Below are 12,965 nucleotides of genomic sequence, written 5' to 3' on the forward strand. Positions count from 1 at the left end.
GCATGCCAGGCATCGCATTGCTGGTTTTCCGGGAGGTCCTGGAAGCCGCCCTGATCGTCACCGTCGTCTGTGCGGCCACCCGCGGGGTACCGCGGCGCGGGCTGTTCGTCGGCGGCGGCCTGATCCTGGGTGTGCTGGGCGCGCTGCTGGTCGCCCTGTTCGCCGACGCACTGGCGAATGCCTTCAGCGGCGTCGGCCAGGAAGTCTTCAACGCCGGCGTGCTGCTGGCCGCGGTACTCATGATCAGCTGGCATGTGCTGTGGATGTCCGGCCATGGACGGGCGATGGCCGCGGAGATGAAGGCGCTGGGAGGTGCCGTCCAGAGCGGCTCCAGTTCGTTGATGATGCTGTTGCTGGTCGTGGCGCTGGCTGTATTGCGCGAAGGCTCGGAAGTGGTGCTGTTTCTGTACGGCATGGTGGCCGGTGGCGCGGTTGGCGTAATCGGCGGGCTGGCGCTGGGCGTGATCGCGGGCAGCGCGGTGGGTTTCGCCCTGTACTACGGCCTGTTGCGGATCCCGCTGCGGCATTTCTTCAGTGCGACCAACGCGATGCTGATGCTGCTGGCCGCGGGCCTGGCGTCATCGGCGGCGCGCTACCTGGTGCAGGCCAATCTGCTGCCGGCGCTGGCCGACCCGCTGTGGGACAGCTCATGGCTGCTGTCGAATGGCTCGCTGCCGGGGCAGACGCTGCATATCCTGGTCGGCTATGACGCCCGTCCGTCCGGGATCATGCTGGTGTTCTACACCGTCACCCTGCTGACCCTGTTCGGCGGCATGCGCTGGGTCGCTCGCGCTGCCGCCCCGCGTGCCGGCCCTGCGGCCGCTGCGATCGCAGTGCAACCCCAGCCCTGATTCCGCGCACCCGGCCACGCCGTCGTGGCTTGCCGCCTCGAGCGGGTGCGGTACGCGCCCGATTCACCCGAACCTGATTCCAAGGAAGCTCCTGCGTGATCACCCATTCCCGATTCTCCCGCGGCACCTGCCTGATGTTGTTCGCTGTCGTTGCGCTGGCAGGTGCCGGGCGTGCGCATGCCGACGACTTCATCGTGTATTCGCCGCACGTGATCGCGACCCAGACCGAGATCGAGCTGCGCGGCTACAACTTCGGCGACGGCCGATCGGACATGGACGGCCAGCGCGCCGCCGAATTGTCCGTGGCGCACGCCTTCACCGGCTGGTGGAAGCCCGAGCTCTATCTTGCCGAATACGAAAGGGAACCGGGTGCCGGCGGAAGCCTGGTGGGCTACGAGTTCGAAAACACCTTTCAGCTCACCGAACCGGGCCGCTACTGGGCGGACTTCGGCTTGCTCGCATCCTATGGCCATCCCAAGGATGGCGGGCCCGGCGAATTCGAGTTCGGTCCGCTGATCGAGAAGGCCGTGGGCCGCTTCGACCACCGGGTCAACCTGATCTGGGAGAAGCACGTCGGCGCGGGTGCCGCGTCCGGAACCGAGTTCCGTTACAGCTACGCAGGGACCTACGCCGTGTCGAGCGCGTTCCGCCCGGGCATCGAGGCCTATGGCCGCCCCGATGACGATGCCTATCAGGCCGGCCCGATCGTCGCTGGCGAATGGCATGTGCCGCACAGCTCCGGCAACGTGGAATACCGCTTCGGCATGCTGGTGGGTATCAACGCGGCGGCACCACGGCGCACCTGGCTGGCCCAACTCGAATACGAGTTCTTCTGAGCCTCCGGCCACCGCGGCGCTACATGCGGAACACGCCGTAGCGCTGCGGTTCGATCGGCGCGTTGAGCGAGGCGGAGATCGCCAGGCCGAGCACGCGGCGGGTGTCGACCGGGTCGATGATGCCGTCGTCCCATAGCCGCGCGCTGGCGTAGTAGGGGTGGCCCTGGCGCTCGTACTGGTCGCGGATCGGCGCCTTGAAGGCCTCTTCCTCGTCCGCCGACCACTCGCCGCCGCGCGCCTCGATGCCGTCGCGCTTGACCGTGGCCAGCACGCTGGCGGCCTGCTCGCCGCCCATCACGCTGATCCGCGCATTCGGCCACATCCACAGGAAACGCGCGCCGTACGCGCGGCCGCACATCGCGTAGTTGCCGGCGCCGAAGCTGCCGCCGATCACCACGGTGAACTTCGGCACGTGCGAGCAGGCCACCGCGGTGACTATCTTCGCGCCGTCCTTGGCGATGCCGGCCTGCTCGTACTTCTTGCCGACCATGAAGCCGGTGATGTTCTGCAGGAACACCAGCGGCACGTTGCGCTGGTTGCACAGCTCGATGAAGTGCGCGCCCTTCAGCGCGCTCTCGGCGAACAGGATGCCGTTGTTGGCGACGATGCCCACCGGGTAGCCGTGGATGTGCGCGAAGCCGCACACCAGGGTCTTGCCGTAGCGCGCCTTGAACTCGTGGAACTCGGAGCCGTCGACGATGCGCGCGATCACCTCGCGGATGTCGAACGGGCGGCGGGTGTCCTGCGGGATCACGCCGTACAGTTCCTCGGCCGGGTACTTCGGCTCGACCGGCGCGCGCAGCGCCAGCGGCATGTCCTTCTTCCGGTTGAGATGGGCCACGATGTCGCGTGCGATCGACAGCGCGTGCGCGTCGTTCTCGGCGTAGTGGTCGGCCACGCCGGAGATGGACGTATGGACGTCCGCGCCGCCCAGCGTCTCGGCGTCGACCACCTCGCCGGTGGCCGCCTTCACCAGCGGCGGGCCGCCGAGGAAGATCGTGCCCTGTCCGCGCACGATGATCGTCTCGTCGCTCATTGCCGGCACGTAGGCGCCGCCGGCCGTGCACGAGCCCATCACTACCGCGATCTGCGGGATGTTGAGCGACGACATCCGCGCCTGGTTGTAGAAGATCCGCCCGAAGTGCTCCTTGTCCGGGAACACCTCGTCCTGCAGCGGCAGGAACGCGCCGCCGGAATCGACCAGGTAGACGCAGGGCAGGTTGTTTTCCAGCGCCACTTCCTGCGCGCGCAGGTGTTTCTTCACGGTGATCGGGAAATAGGTGCCGCCCTTGACCGTGGCGTCGTTGGCGACCACCACCACCTCGATGCCGTTGACCCGGCCGATGCCGGTGACCAGGCCGGCGGCCGGCGCGGCATCGTCGTACATGCCGTGCGCGGCCAACGGCGCCAGTTCCAGGAATGGCGAGCCCGGGTCGAGCAGGGCGCGGATACGTTCGCGCGGCAGCAGTTTGCCGCGGGCGACGTGTTTCTCGCGCGCCTTCGCACCGCCGCCCTCGGCACTGCGCGCCAGCTCGCGCTGCAGGTCATCCACCACAGCACGCAACTGGTTGCTGCTGGCCTGGAATTCGGGAGAACGCGGGTCGATCTGCGATGCAATGACGCTCATGGATGCGGACTCACGGATTGACTGCCATCAAGGCCAAACCACGGATGATAGCGGGCGTTGGCCGGCGGCCAAAATAAACGGGCGGAAACGCGGGCCGCGGTCGAAAAAAAACGGCCGCGCAAGGCGGCCGTTTTTCAGGAAACCGGAAAAGGATCAATGACCCTTTGCGGCATCCTTGGCTTTGTCAGCAGCGTCTTTGGCGGCGTCGGCAGCCTTGGCGGCAGCGTCAGCAGCGTTGGTGGCGGCGTCCTTGGCCTGGTCGACAGCGGTGCCGCTGGCGGCCGGAGCAGCGGAAGCTGCGGTGGCAGCCTGTGCAGCCTGGTCGGCGGCCTGACCGGCTGCGTTGGCAGCGGTGGTGGCCTGGTCTGCAGCCTGCTCGGTCGCCGTGGTCGGAGCTGCCGCGGCAGCCTGCTGCGCCGTATCGGCAGCTTGCTGGGCGGTATCAGCCGACTTCTGGGCGTCTTGCGCGGAATCCTGCGCGCCGTTGCTGCATGCCGCCAACAGCGCGACGAGCGCGGCGGCGAGTAGGGTACGCGTAAACTTCATGGTGGATCTCCTTTGCCGTGGAATGCCGTTTGGCCGTGTATTAATAGCGCTTTCGCGGAAATTGCGCCACATCTTTTGCAGTGGAGCTTCAGGGCGTATTAAAAACTGATTTATCCGGCCGTCATGTGGATATCACGCGCTGGTGGTGGATTCAGCGTCAGTCGATGCACTCCACGGCGACCGCCGTCGCCTCGCCGCCGCCGATGCACAGGGACGCGATGCCGCGCTTGAGGCCGCGCGTCTTCAGCGCGTTCAACAAGGTCACCACCAGGCGCGCACCGCTGGCGCCGATCGGATGGCCCAGCGCGCAGGCGCCGCCGTTGACGTTGAGCTTGTCGTGCGGGATGCCGAGTTCCTTCATCGGGGTCATCGCCACCACCGCAAAGGCCTCGTTGATCTCGAACAGGTCGACGTCACCAACCTTCCAGCCGGCCTTGTCAAGGACCTTCTGGATCGCACCGACCGGCGCGGTGGTGAACCATTCCGGTTCCTGCGAGTGGGTGGCGTGCGCCACGATGCGCGCCAGCGGTTTCAGGCCGCGCTTGCCCGCATCGTCGGCCGACAGCAGTACCACGGCGGCGGCGCCGTCGGAGATGCTGGACGAGCTGGCCGCGGTGATGGTGCCGTTTTCCTTGCGGAAGGCCGGCTTCAGGCTGGGGACCTTGGCGATGTCGGAACGGCCGGGCTGCTCGTCGGTGTCGACCACCACGTCGCCCTTGCGGCCGCTCACGGTGACCGGGACGATCTCGCCGGCGAACCCGCCGTTCTGCTGCGCCGCCTGGGCGCGCTTGACCGACTCGATCGCGAACGCATCCTGCGCCTCGCGGGTGAAGTGGTATTTGTCGGCGCACAGTTCGCCGAACACGCCCATCGCCTTGCCGTCGTACGGATTGGTCAGGCCGTCCCAGGCCATGTGGTCGACCAGCTGGCCGTCGCCGTAGCGGATGCCGGTGCGCGCCTGCACCATGTGCGGCGCATTGGTCATCGACTCCATGCCGCCGGCCACCACCACGGTCGCCGAGCCGGCCTTGATCAGGTCATGGCCCAGCATGATCGCCTTCATGCCCGAGCCGCACACCTTGTTGATCGTGGTGCAGCCGGTGCTGGCCGGCAGGTCGGCGCCCAGCGAAGCCTGCCGCGCCGGCGCCTGGCCCAGGTTGGCCGGCAGCACGCAGCCCATGATCACCTCGCTGACATCGGCCGGGGCGACGCCGGATTGTTCCAGCGCGGCGCGGATCGCGGTGGCGCCGAGCTTCGGGGTGGGGACGCCGGTGAACTGGCCGAGGAAGGAACCGATGGCCGTGCGCTTGGCACCGACGATGACGACGCTGACATCCGACATGGATAACTCCGCTTGCAAGACTCGAGGGGCGCGAACGCCTGACAGATAACCCCGCAATTATCGCAGCCCGCCGCGAAACTCGGCAAACGACCGTAAGTCCTTGCGGCGCCGGGATTTGCGCCCCGTTTCATTGGATTTTCGTTGTGCCAAGATGCACGTCGGGGCAGCACCGTGGCGTATCTGCTACGCCGGCGATGCGTTGGATTGAAACTGCGTTGGCGGGGGATGGATGAAAACGTTCGACTCGGGTTTGCGGCGTCGCGAGATCGCGTGGCTGGTGGCCATGGCATTGGGGTTGAGTGCCTGTGGCGGGGGCGGCAACGTCAAGCCGACACCGCCACCGACGGCGCCGAGTTCGCCGCCACCGGCAAGCACGCCGGCCGATCAGCCGCCGCTGGATGCCCAGCTTGCGCTCACCAGTGCCTCCGCCGCGCACATCTTGGGCTACACCGGCGCCGGCGTGACCATCGGCGTGGTCGACAGCGGCATCATGCGCAACCACCCGGCGCTCGTCGGGCGGGTCAAGCAGGAATTGATCTACGTCGATCCGTCGACCAACAACACCGCGATCGACGACGTGGTCGGCCACGGCACCTGGGTCTCGCAGATCGCCGCCGGCCAGGCGTTCGACCGCTTTCCCGGCGGCATCGCGCCCGGCGCCAGCCTGGTTTCGGCGCGCATCATCAGCGACGTCGAGCCGAAGGACGACGGTTCGGGCCAGGGCAACGCGGTGACCGCTGCCGATGCCGACTTCTTCGCGCAGACGCTCAATCCGGCCCTGATCAACGCCGGCGTGCAGGTGATGAACAACTCCTGGGGCGGCATCTACTGGGATACCGGCAACGCCTCGATCAACCAGGCCTTCGCCCAGGCCTACGAGCCGTTCGTGCTGCAGCATGGCGGGCTGGTGGTGTTCGCTGCCGGCAACGACTCCCGCAGCGATCCCAGCGACATCGCCAGCCTGCCCAGCCTGGCGCCGCAACTGGGGCCGGGCTGGCTGGTCGCCGTGGCGGTCGACAGCAACCATCCGGGCCAGCTGGCGAGTTACTCGAACGCCTGCGGCAGGGCGATGAACTACTGCCTTGCGGCTCCGGGCGACGTGATCGTCAGCGACAAGGACACCTTGGCCAGTACCAGCAAACCGACCTACTGGGTGGTGAATGGTACGTCGTTCTCGGCGCCCATCGTTTCCGGTGCCGCCGCGCTGGTGTGGCAGGCCTTTCCGTACTTCAACAACGACCTGGTGCGGCAGACCCTGCTCGGAACGGCAGACGATCTGGGGGCGCCTGGTGTGGACCCGGTGTTCGGCTACGGCGAACTTAATGCGGGCAGGGCCGTGCTGGGCCCGGCAAAGTTCGACTGGGGCGATGTCACGGTCAACCTGCCCGGTTACAGCACGTCGTCGACCTGGGCCAATCCCATTGCTGGGGCCGGTGGCTTGATCAAGCAGGGTACCGGCACCCTCAATCTCACCCGGGACGCCAACTATACCGGACCGACCCTGGTCCAGATGGGCAACCTCAATGTGACGTCGCTGGCCTCGTCGGTGACCATTTCGCAAGGTGCCACGTTGTATCCGAGTGTGGGAATCGGTGGCTCGGTTGCCAACGGCGGAGTCTTCACGTTGAACAGTGATAGCCCCATCACTATTGGCGGCGACTACAGCCAAACCAATAATGGGTCGCTGGACGTCGTGTTGGGATCGCTCTTGCAAGTCAACGGCAAGGTAACGTTGTCCGGTACCACGACACTGCTGGTAATGGGCAAGCGTGCCGGCTATGTAGCCCATTTGCGCACGGATATCATCAATGCGGTTGGCGGACTGACCGGCACCTTCAGCGCAATCAACGCCGGCTCCGGCGTCTTGCTTACCGCCACGCCTGGCTACGACAGCAGCAGCATGTGGCTCGATGTGACGCGTGCCGATGTCACTTCGGTGCAGGGCATGAGTTACACCGGCGCATCGCTCGGTGCTGCCCAGCGGGTGGAGAGTGCGTTCAGACAGATCGACAGCACGCTTGGCTCGCTTACGGGTACGGGCAGTTCGGTGGCGGTCAGCAGCCAGTTCACCGATGGCGCGGCGGGGCTGCAGCAGTCTCCTTCGACGACTGCGCTGGCGCGTTCGCTGGAGAGCCTGTCCGGCCAGTTACATGCGGCCAGTGCGGCGATGACGTTCGAGGCGATCGACGCGGGCACGCGTGCCTTGTCCGATCGCTTCGACAGCCTGCTCGACACGCCGCAGGCCGGCGGGTGGATGCAGAACCTCGGCTACCACGGCGACATGTCGCGCAGTGGTTACGGCAACGTCGGTTATGACCTCGGCGGCACGCTGGTCGGGCAGGACTATCGCGTCGGCGGCAACGGTATTGCCGGCTATGCGCTAAGCCAGAGCCAGAGCCTGGGGCGGCTCGCCGAAAGCGCGGACCAGGGCCACAGCCGTGCGCTGGAAGGGATGCTGTACGGCGGCGTGATCCGCGGCGCGTGGTACACGATGGGCCGTTTCGGGGTCGGCAGCTATCGTGAAAGCATGCGCCGCCGGCTCGAGCTCGGCGACCAGTTCGCCGGCGTGGCCAGCGACGGCAACGGCCGCTACGGCGTGGCCTATGGCGAAAGCGGCTACCGTCTGGCGCTCGGCCGCACCCGGCTCACGCCGTACGTGAACCTGCAGTACGCGCAGGTGCGGCGCGACGGCTTCAACGAGCGCGGCGCGTATGGCTTCGGCCTGAAGTCAGGCGCGCAGACGACAGCGCGCTGGCAGGCTGGTCTGGGTTTGCGTGCCACGCGCAATTGGACGCTGGCCGGCGGCGGCAGCCTCAGCCTGCAGGCGCGGATGCTGTGGCAGCAGTCGTTCGGCCTGCGCGGCGAAGTGTTCGACGCCAGTTTCAGCGGGATCGACCAGTTCGCCCCGGTCGGCGGCATCGGCCTGTCACGCTACGGCGGCGTGCTCGGTACCACGCTGGGCTGGCAGATGTCGCCACGCGCCAGCCTGCAGCTCGGCTACGACCGCTACCTCGGCCAGCGCCAGCAGGCGCAGATGGCCACGGCGAACTTCAGCTGGTCGTTCTGATCCGGGCCGATCGACGGCATGGCCGGCGGGCATCGACTGCCGCCAGCCATGCGCGGCGTCACGCCTTGCCGTGGAACAGCTCGCGGCCGATCAGCATGCGACGGATCTCGTTGGTGCCGGCGCCGATCTCGTACAGCTTGGCGTCGCGCAGCAGGCGGCCGGCGGGGAACTCGTTGATGTAGCCGTTGCCGCCGAGGGTCTGGATGGCCTCCAGCGCCACCTGTACCGCGTTGACCGAGGCGTTGAGCAGGCACGCGGCCGGGTCGATGCGCGACTTCACGCCGTTGTCGAACTGCTGCGCCACCATGTAGGCAAAGCCGCGCGAACTCTGCAGCGCGGTGTACATGTCGGCGATCTTCGCCTGCATCACGCCGAAGGTGCCGATCGGCGCGTTGAACTGCTTGCGCTCGCGCACGTAGGGCAGGGCCAGGTCCAGCGCCGCCTGCATCAGGCCGAGCGGGCCGCCGGACAATACCAGCCGCTCGGTGTCCAGGCCGCTCATCAGCACGCGCACGCCTTCGTTGACCTCGCCGACGATGTTCTCGGCCGGGATCTCGCAGTTCTCGAACACCAGTTCGCAGGTGTTGGAGCCGCGCATGCCGAGCTTGTCCAGCTTCTGTGCCGTGCTGAAACCCTGCATGCCCTTCTCGACGATGAAGGCGGTCATGCAGCGGCTGCCGGCCGCGCGCGGTGCGGTACGCATGTAGACCAGCAGCACGTCGGCGTCGGGGCCGTTGGTGATCCACATCTTGCTGCCGTTGGCGACCCATACGTCGCCGCGCAGCTCGGCCTTGCAGCTCATCGAGCCGACCACGTCGGAGCCGGCGCCGGGCTCGCTCATCGCCAGCGCGCCGACGTACTCGCCCGAGCACAGCTTCGGGATGTACTTGCGTCGCTGCGCCTCGTTGCCGTTGTGGTAGATGTTGTTGAGGCACAGGTTGGAGTGCGCGCCGTAGGACAGGCCGACCGAGCCGGACGCGCGCGAGATTTCCTCCATCGCCACCATGTGCGCGAGGAAGCCCAGGCCGCTGCCGCCGTACTCTTCCGGCACGGTCACGCCGAGCAGGCCCATCTCGCCGAACTTGCGCCAGAGGTCGGCGGGGAACAGGTTGTCGCGGTCGATGCGGTCGGCGCGCGGGGCGATTTCCTTTTCCGCAAACGCATGCACGGACTCGCGCAGCAGGTCGATGTCTTCTCCGAGCGGAAACGGACGCATGGCGAACTCCTTGAATGCAGGCCGGCGATTTTAGCGCACGCCGCCTCGCAGCGCCGGCCATGGACGGGTGCGGGAGCTACAGCTGGGATTCGATCGGCAGCCAGCTCATCACGCGGGTGATCGCGCGCAGCCACCAGCCGGCGTCGGGCTCGTGCCCGAGCACCTGCGGCGGCTGCGTGGTGCGGTCCAGCCACTGCGTCGAGCCGTCCGCGCCGCGGCGGAGCTGGTAGCTCAGCGCCGGCGCGGCCAGCCGCAGGTATTCCTGGCGCAGGTCGTGGGCCAGGCCCGGATCGTCGAACAGCACGCCCATTTCGGTATTGAGGTTGGCCGAGCGCGGGTCGAGGTTGAACGAGCCGACGAAGCCGCGGGTGCCGTCGATCACGAACGCCTTGGTGTGCAGGCTGGCGCCGCTGCTGCCGAACAGGCCGTGGGTGGCGACCGGGCCGTCGCGGCGGAGCTCGTACAGGCTCACGCCGCCTGCCAGCAGGCGGGGGCGGTAGCGCTCGTAGCCGCTGTGCACGGCCGGCACGTCGTTCGTGGCCAGCGAGTTGGTGATCACGCCGACGCGGGTGCCGCTGCGCACCAGGCCGAGCAGGGTCGCGGTGCCTTGCCTGCCGGGAACGAAGTAGGGCGAGATCAGCAGCACCTCGCTGTGCACGCCGCCGAGGTGGGCGGCTAGCCGCGGCTGCAGCCAGCCGCCGCGGTCGGCGGACTTCGTCTTCAGTGGCGGATCGGACGCCACCACGATGTTCGCGCTCCAGTGCGGCGACAGTTCGTGGTTGCTCAGGCGCTGTGCGGAAGGGGAGGCGGCGACCCGCTTCAGGTAGACCTGTGCCGTGGCGTCGGCGGATTCGTGGGCGAGCGCGGCCACCAGCTTGTGCAGGTTTTCCGGCGTCTGCGGGTTCAGCGCCTCGATCGGCACCGCCGCGCTGGAGTTCCAGAAATCGTCGAAGATCGCGCTGGCATCGGCCACCGCCGGGCCGAGCAGGAGCATGTCGAGGTCGCGGAAGTTCACGCGGCGGTCGGCGTCGAAGTACTCGTTGCCGATGTTTCGGCCGCCGACCAGCGCGACCCGGCCGTCGGCGATCCACGCCTTGTTGTGCATGCGGTGGTTGACGCTGAAGAAACGCTGCACCATTTCCAGCAGGCGCCACACGCCGCTGCGGTTGCGGAACGGGTTGTACAACCGCACTTCGATGTTGGGATGCGCGTCCAGCGCCAGCAGCGCCGGGTCGAGTCCCTTGGTATTGATGTCGTCGAGCAGCAGGCGCACGCGCACGCCGCGCTCGGCCGCGGCGTACACCTCGCGCGCCAGCAGGTGGCCGACCAGGTCGTCGTGCCACATGTAGTACTGCAGGTCCAGGCTGCGCCCGGCCAGGCGTGCCGAGGCGGCGCGTGCGGCGAACGCGTCCAGGCCGTCGGGCAGCAGGGTCGCCGCGGTCTTGCCGGGATGCGTGGCCAGGTACGGCGCCAGTTCGCGGTCGATCGCCGTCTGTGCCGGCTGCAGCGGCAACGCCGTGCTTGGGGCTCCGGCGGCGCGCGGAGTCAGGTGGTCGGCCAGCAGCAGCCCGCTGAGCACGAGCAGCAACAGTGCCAGCATGCCCCAGCCCAGCCAGATCATCACCCTGCGCATCCGTGGCACCTCCTGCGCCCGATTATTCGGTTGCCACTTCACATATGCAAAGGCCTGCCGCGCAATGCGGCAGGCCTTTGGCAAGCATCGCATGCCGGTGAGGCCACCGGCATGTCGTGTCGAAGCAGCTTACTGACCGCGCATGCGGCCCTGGAAGCGGGTGCCGCCGTTGCCCATGTGCGACAGCTTCAGCTTGCCGATCGCGTTGATGCGCTCCTCGGCGAGGCGGTCGGCGGCCTTGTAGGTCGGGATGTTCTCGGTCTTCGAGATCTCGAAGATGCGGCCCAGGTTGTAGTAGATCGTGCGCATCATGCGCATCGCGCGCTCGCGGTTGTAGCCGTCGATCTCCAGCGACACGTTCATCACGCCGCCGGCGTTGACCGCGTAGTCCGGCGCATACAGCACGCCGCGACGGTTCAGCTCGTCGCCGATCGCGTCGGTGGCCAGCTGGTTGTTGGCCGGGCCGCAGATGATCTTGGCCTTGATGCGGTCGATGGTCTGCTCGTTCAGCGTGCCGCCCAGGGCGCACGGCGAGTACACGTCGGCGTCGACGTCGTAGATTTCGTCCAGGCCCACCGCCTCGCAGCCCAGCTCGTCCACGCAGCGCTGCACCGCTTCCTTGTTGATGTCGGTGACGAACACCTTGGCGCCCTGCTCGCGCAGCAGCTTGATGAACTCGCCGCCGACGTGGCCGCAGCCCTGCACGGCGTAGCTGTACTTGCCCACGTCTTCATTGCCGTGCTTGAACTGCAGCGCGGCCATCAGGCCCTGCAGCGAACCGTAGGCGGTGAACGGCGACGGGTCGCCCGAACCGCCGTGCACCTGGTGCACGCCGGTGACGTACTCGGTCTCGCGGAACACGTATTCCATGTCGTTGACGTCGATGCCGACGTCCTCGGCGGTGATGTAGCGGCCGTTCAACGAGTTGACGAAGCGGCCGAACGCGCGGAACAGCGCCTCGGACTTGTCCTTGCTCGGGTCGCCGATGATCACTGCCTTGCCGCCGCCCAGGTTCAGGCCGGCCACGGCATTCTTGAAGGTCATGCCGCGCGACAGGCGCAGCACGTCGTTCACCGCTTCCTGCTCGGTCTTGTACGGCCACATGCGCAGGCCGCCGAGCGCGGGGCCCAGCACCGTGTTGTGGATCGCGATGATGGCCTTCAGGCCGGCGTCCTTGTTGTGGCAGAAGACGACTTCTTCGTGACCCGTGTTGGCGATGGTTTCAAAGATCATTGGAACGGTGACTCCATGATTTACGGTGCCGATGGGCATCTACAGATGGGCGGCGGGGAGCAGGTGGGACCCTGCCAGGGGGTGTGAAAACGCTTGAAACTCATCGCCCCGACCGGAGCCGGGGCGATGAATCAAAGCGACAAGTTTAATACGTCGCTCCTGCAGGTGGTGACGCGACGCAACAAGCCAGGGGCGTACGGGGTATTCAGCGCCCCCAGTAACCCGGCTGGAAGCGCCACTGGCGACCATGCTGCACCCAGCGTGCCGGGCGGTAGTGGCGGCCCGGATGCACCCTGACCCAGGTGCCGCCGACCCACACATGGCGGTGGGCATAACCATCCCAGCGCCAGTAGCCCGGCGCCCAGACGTAACCGCGACGCGCCGGCGGCAGCCGCTCGAAACGGGGCGGCGGCGGGGCCACGCCGATGTTGATGCCGACTGCCACCTGGGTGCGCGCGGCGGCGGCCGGCGCATACATGGCGCCGGCGAACGTCAGGCCGAGTCCGGCCAGCAGGGCCAGCTTGAGAGGTATGCGGGTCATCGTGTTCTCCGTCGGCGCCGCGAAGTGCGGCAGGCAGGACGGAAAACGAGGAGCGGCGCGCGCAGTTGACGGC

General features: G+C 67.4%; 10 protein-coding genes. 3 read left to right on the forward strand and 7 right to left on the reverse strand.

What is annotated here, in order from left to right:
• Positions 1–2: 2 nt before the first annotated feature.
• Both KK131_RS11940 and KK131_RS11945 read left to right on the forward strand, forming a co-directional pair.
• Positions 3–851: an FTR1 family protein gene (locus tag KK131_RS11940; protein WP_214556953.1), complete on the forward strand. Its 849-nt coding sequence runs from the start codon at positions 3–5 to the stop codon at positions 849–851.
• A gap of 95 nt (positions 852–946) precedes the next feature.
• Positions 947–1,687: a hypothetical protein gene (locus KK131_RS11945; RefSeq protein WP_345777246.1), complete on the forward strand. Its 741-nt coding sequence runs from the start codon at positions 947–949 to the stop codon at positions 1,685–1,687.
• A gap of 19 nt (positions 1,688–1,706) precedes the next feature.
• Here KK131_RS11945 and KK131_RS11950 read toward each other — a convergent pair whose 3' ends face one another.
• The 3 genes from KK131_RS11950 to KK131_RS11960 form a co-directional block, all read right to left on the reverse strand.
• Positions 1,707–3,314 (reverse strand): carboxyl transferase domain-containing protein, encoded by a 1,608-nt coding sequence (locus KK131_RS11950; RefSeq protein ID WP_214556954.1) that lies wholly within the window; start codon positions 3,312–3,314, stop codon positions 1,707–1,709.
• A 153-nt stretch (positions 3,315–3,467) separates the two neighbouring features.
• Entirely contained in the window at positions 3,468–3,860 is a 393-nt protein-coding gene (locus tag KK131_RS11955; RefSeq protein ID WP_214556955.1) for a hypothetical protein, read from the reverse strand.
• A gap of 157 nt (positions 3,861–4,017) precedes the next feature.
• A complete protein-coding gene (locus tag KK131_RS11960; protein ID WP_214556956.1) occupies positions 4,018–5,202 on the reverse strand; it encodes an acetyl-CoA C-acyltransferase in 1,185 nt (394 codons plus the stop codon).
• Between the two features lie 229 nt (positions 5,203–5,431).
• On the opposite strand from KK131_RS11960, the gene KK131_RS11965 reads away from it, so the two are divergent.
• Complete coding sequence (locus KK131_RS11965; RefSeq protein ID WP_214556957.1) at positions 5,432–8,269, forward strand: autotransporter serine protease; 2,838 nt, start codon at positions 5,432–5,434, stop codon at positions 8,267–8,269.
• 58 nt (positions 8,270–8,327) lie between these two features.
• Here KK131_RS11965 and KK131_RS11970 read toward each other — a convergent pair whose 3' ends face one another.
• The 4 genes from KK131_RS11970 to KK131_RS11985 all read right to left on the reverse strand — a co-directional run bounded on the left by KK131_RS11970 (position 8,328) and on the right by KK131_RS11985 (position 12,892).
• Positions 8,328–9,485 carry an isovaleryl-CoA dehydrogenase gene (locus KK131_RS11970; RefSeq protein WP_214556958.1) on the reverse strand — a complete coding sequence of 386 codons (1,158 nt, stop codon included), beginning with the start codon at positions 9,483–9,485 and terminating at the stop codon, positions 8,328–8,330.
• Between the two features lie 76 nt (positions 9,486–9,561).
• On the reverse strand, positions 9,562–11,118 hold the full coding sequence (locus tag KK131_RS11975) for a phospholipase D family protein (protein ID WP_214556959.1): 1,557 nt from the start codon (positions 11,116–11,118) through the stop codon (positions 9,562–9,564).
• 129 nt (positions 11,119–11,247) lie between these two features.
• Positions 11,248–12,351 carry a Glu/Leu/Phe/Val dehydrogenase dimerization domain-containing protein gene (locus KK131_RS11980; protein WP_214556960.1) on the reverse strand — a complete coding sequence of 368 codons (1,104 nt, stop codon included), beginning with the start codon at positions 12,349–12,351 and terminating at the stop codon, positions 11,248–11,250.
• A gap of 205 nt (positions 12,352–12,556) precedes the next feature.
• On the reverse strand, positions 12,557–12,892 hold the full coding sequence (locus KK131_RS11985; protein WP_214556961.1) for a YXWGXW repeat-containing protein: 336 nt from the start codon (positions 12,890–12,892) through the stop codon (positions 12,557–12,559).
• Positions 12,893–12,965 lie beyond the last annotated feature (73 nt).

The organism is Rhodanobacter sp. LX-99 (assembly GCF_018599185.1).
GTDB lineage: Bacteria > Pseudomonadota > Gammaproteobacteria > Xanthomonadales > Rhodanobacteraceae > Rhodanobacter.

What these genes read in the sequence shown, in the direction of transcription:
- KK131_RS11940 (WP_214556953.1), top strand. Translation starts at nt 3, where the DNA reads ATGCCAGGCATCGCATTGCTGGTTTTCCGGGAGGTCCTGGAAGCCGCC.
- KK131_RS11950 (WP_214556954.1), bottom strand. Translation starts at nt 3,314, where the DNA reads ATGAGCGTCATTGCATCGCAGATCGACCCGCGTTCTCCCGAATTCCAG.
- KK131_RS11955 (WP_214556955.1), bottom strand. Translation starts at nt 3,860, where the DNA reads ATGAAGTTTACGCGTACCCTACTCGCCGCCGCGCTCGTCGCGCTGTTG.
- KK131_RS11960 (WP_214556956.1), bottom strand. Translation starts at nt 5,202, where the DNA reads ATGTCGGATGTCAGCGTCGTCATCGTCGGTGCCAAGCGCACGGCCATC.
- KK131_RS11965 (WP_214556957.1), top strand. Translation starts at nt 5,432, where the DNA reads ATGAAAACGTTCGACTCGGGTTTGCGGCGTCGCGAGATCGCGTGGCTG.
- KK131_RS11970 (WP_214556958.1), bottom strand. Translation starts at nt 9,485, where the DNA reads ATGCGTCCGTTTCCGCTCGGAGAAGACATCGACCTGCTGCGCGAGTCC.
- KK131_RS11975 (WP_214556959.1), bottom strand. Translation starts at nt 11,118, where the DNA reads ATGCGCAGGGTGATGATCTGGCTGGGCTGGGGCATGCTGGCACTGTTG.
- KK131_RS11980 (WP_214556960.1), bottom strand. Translation starts at nt 12,351, where the DNA reads ATGATCTTTGAAACCATCGCCAACACGGGTCACGAAGAAGTCGTCTTC.
- KK131_RS11985 (WP_214556961.1), bottom strand. Translation starts at nt 12,892, where the DNA reads ATGACCCGCATACCTCTCAAGCTGGCCCTGCTGGCCGGACTCGGCCTG.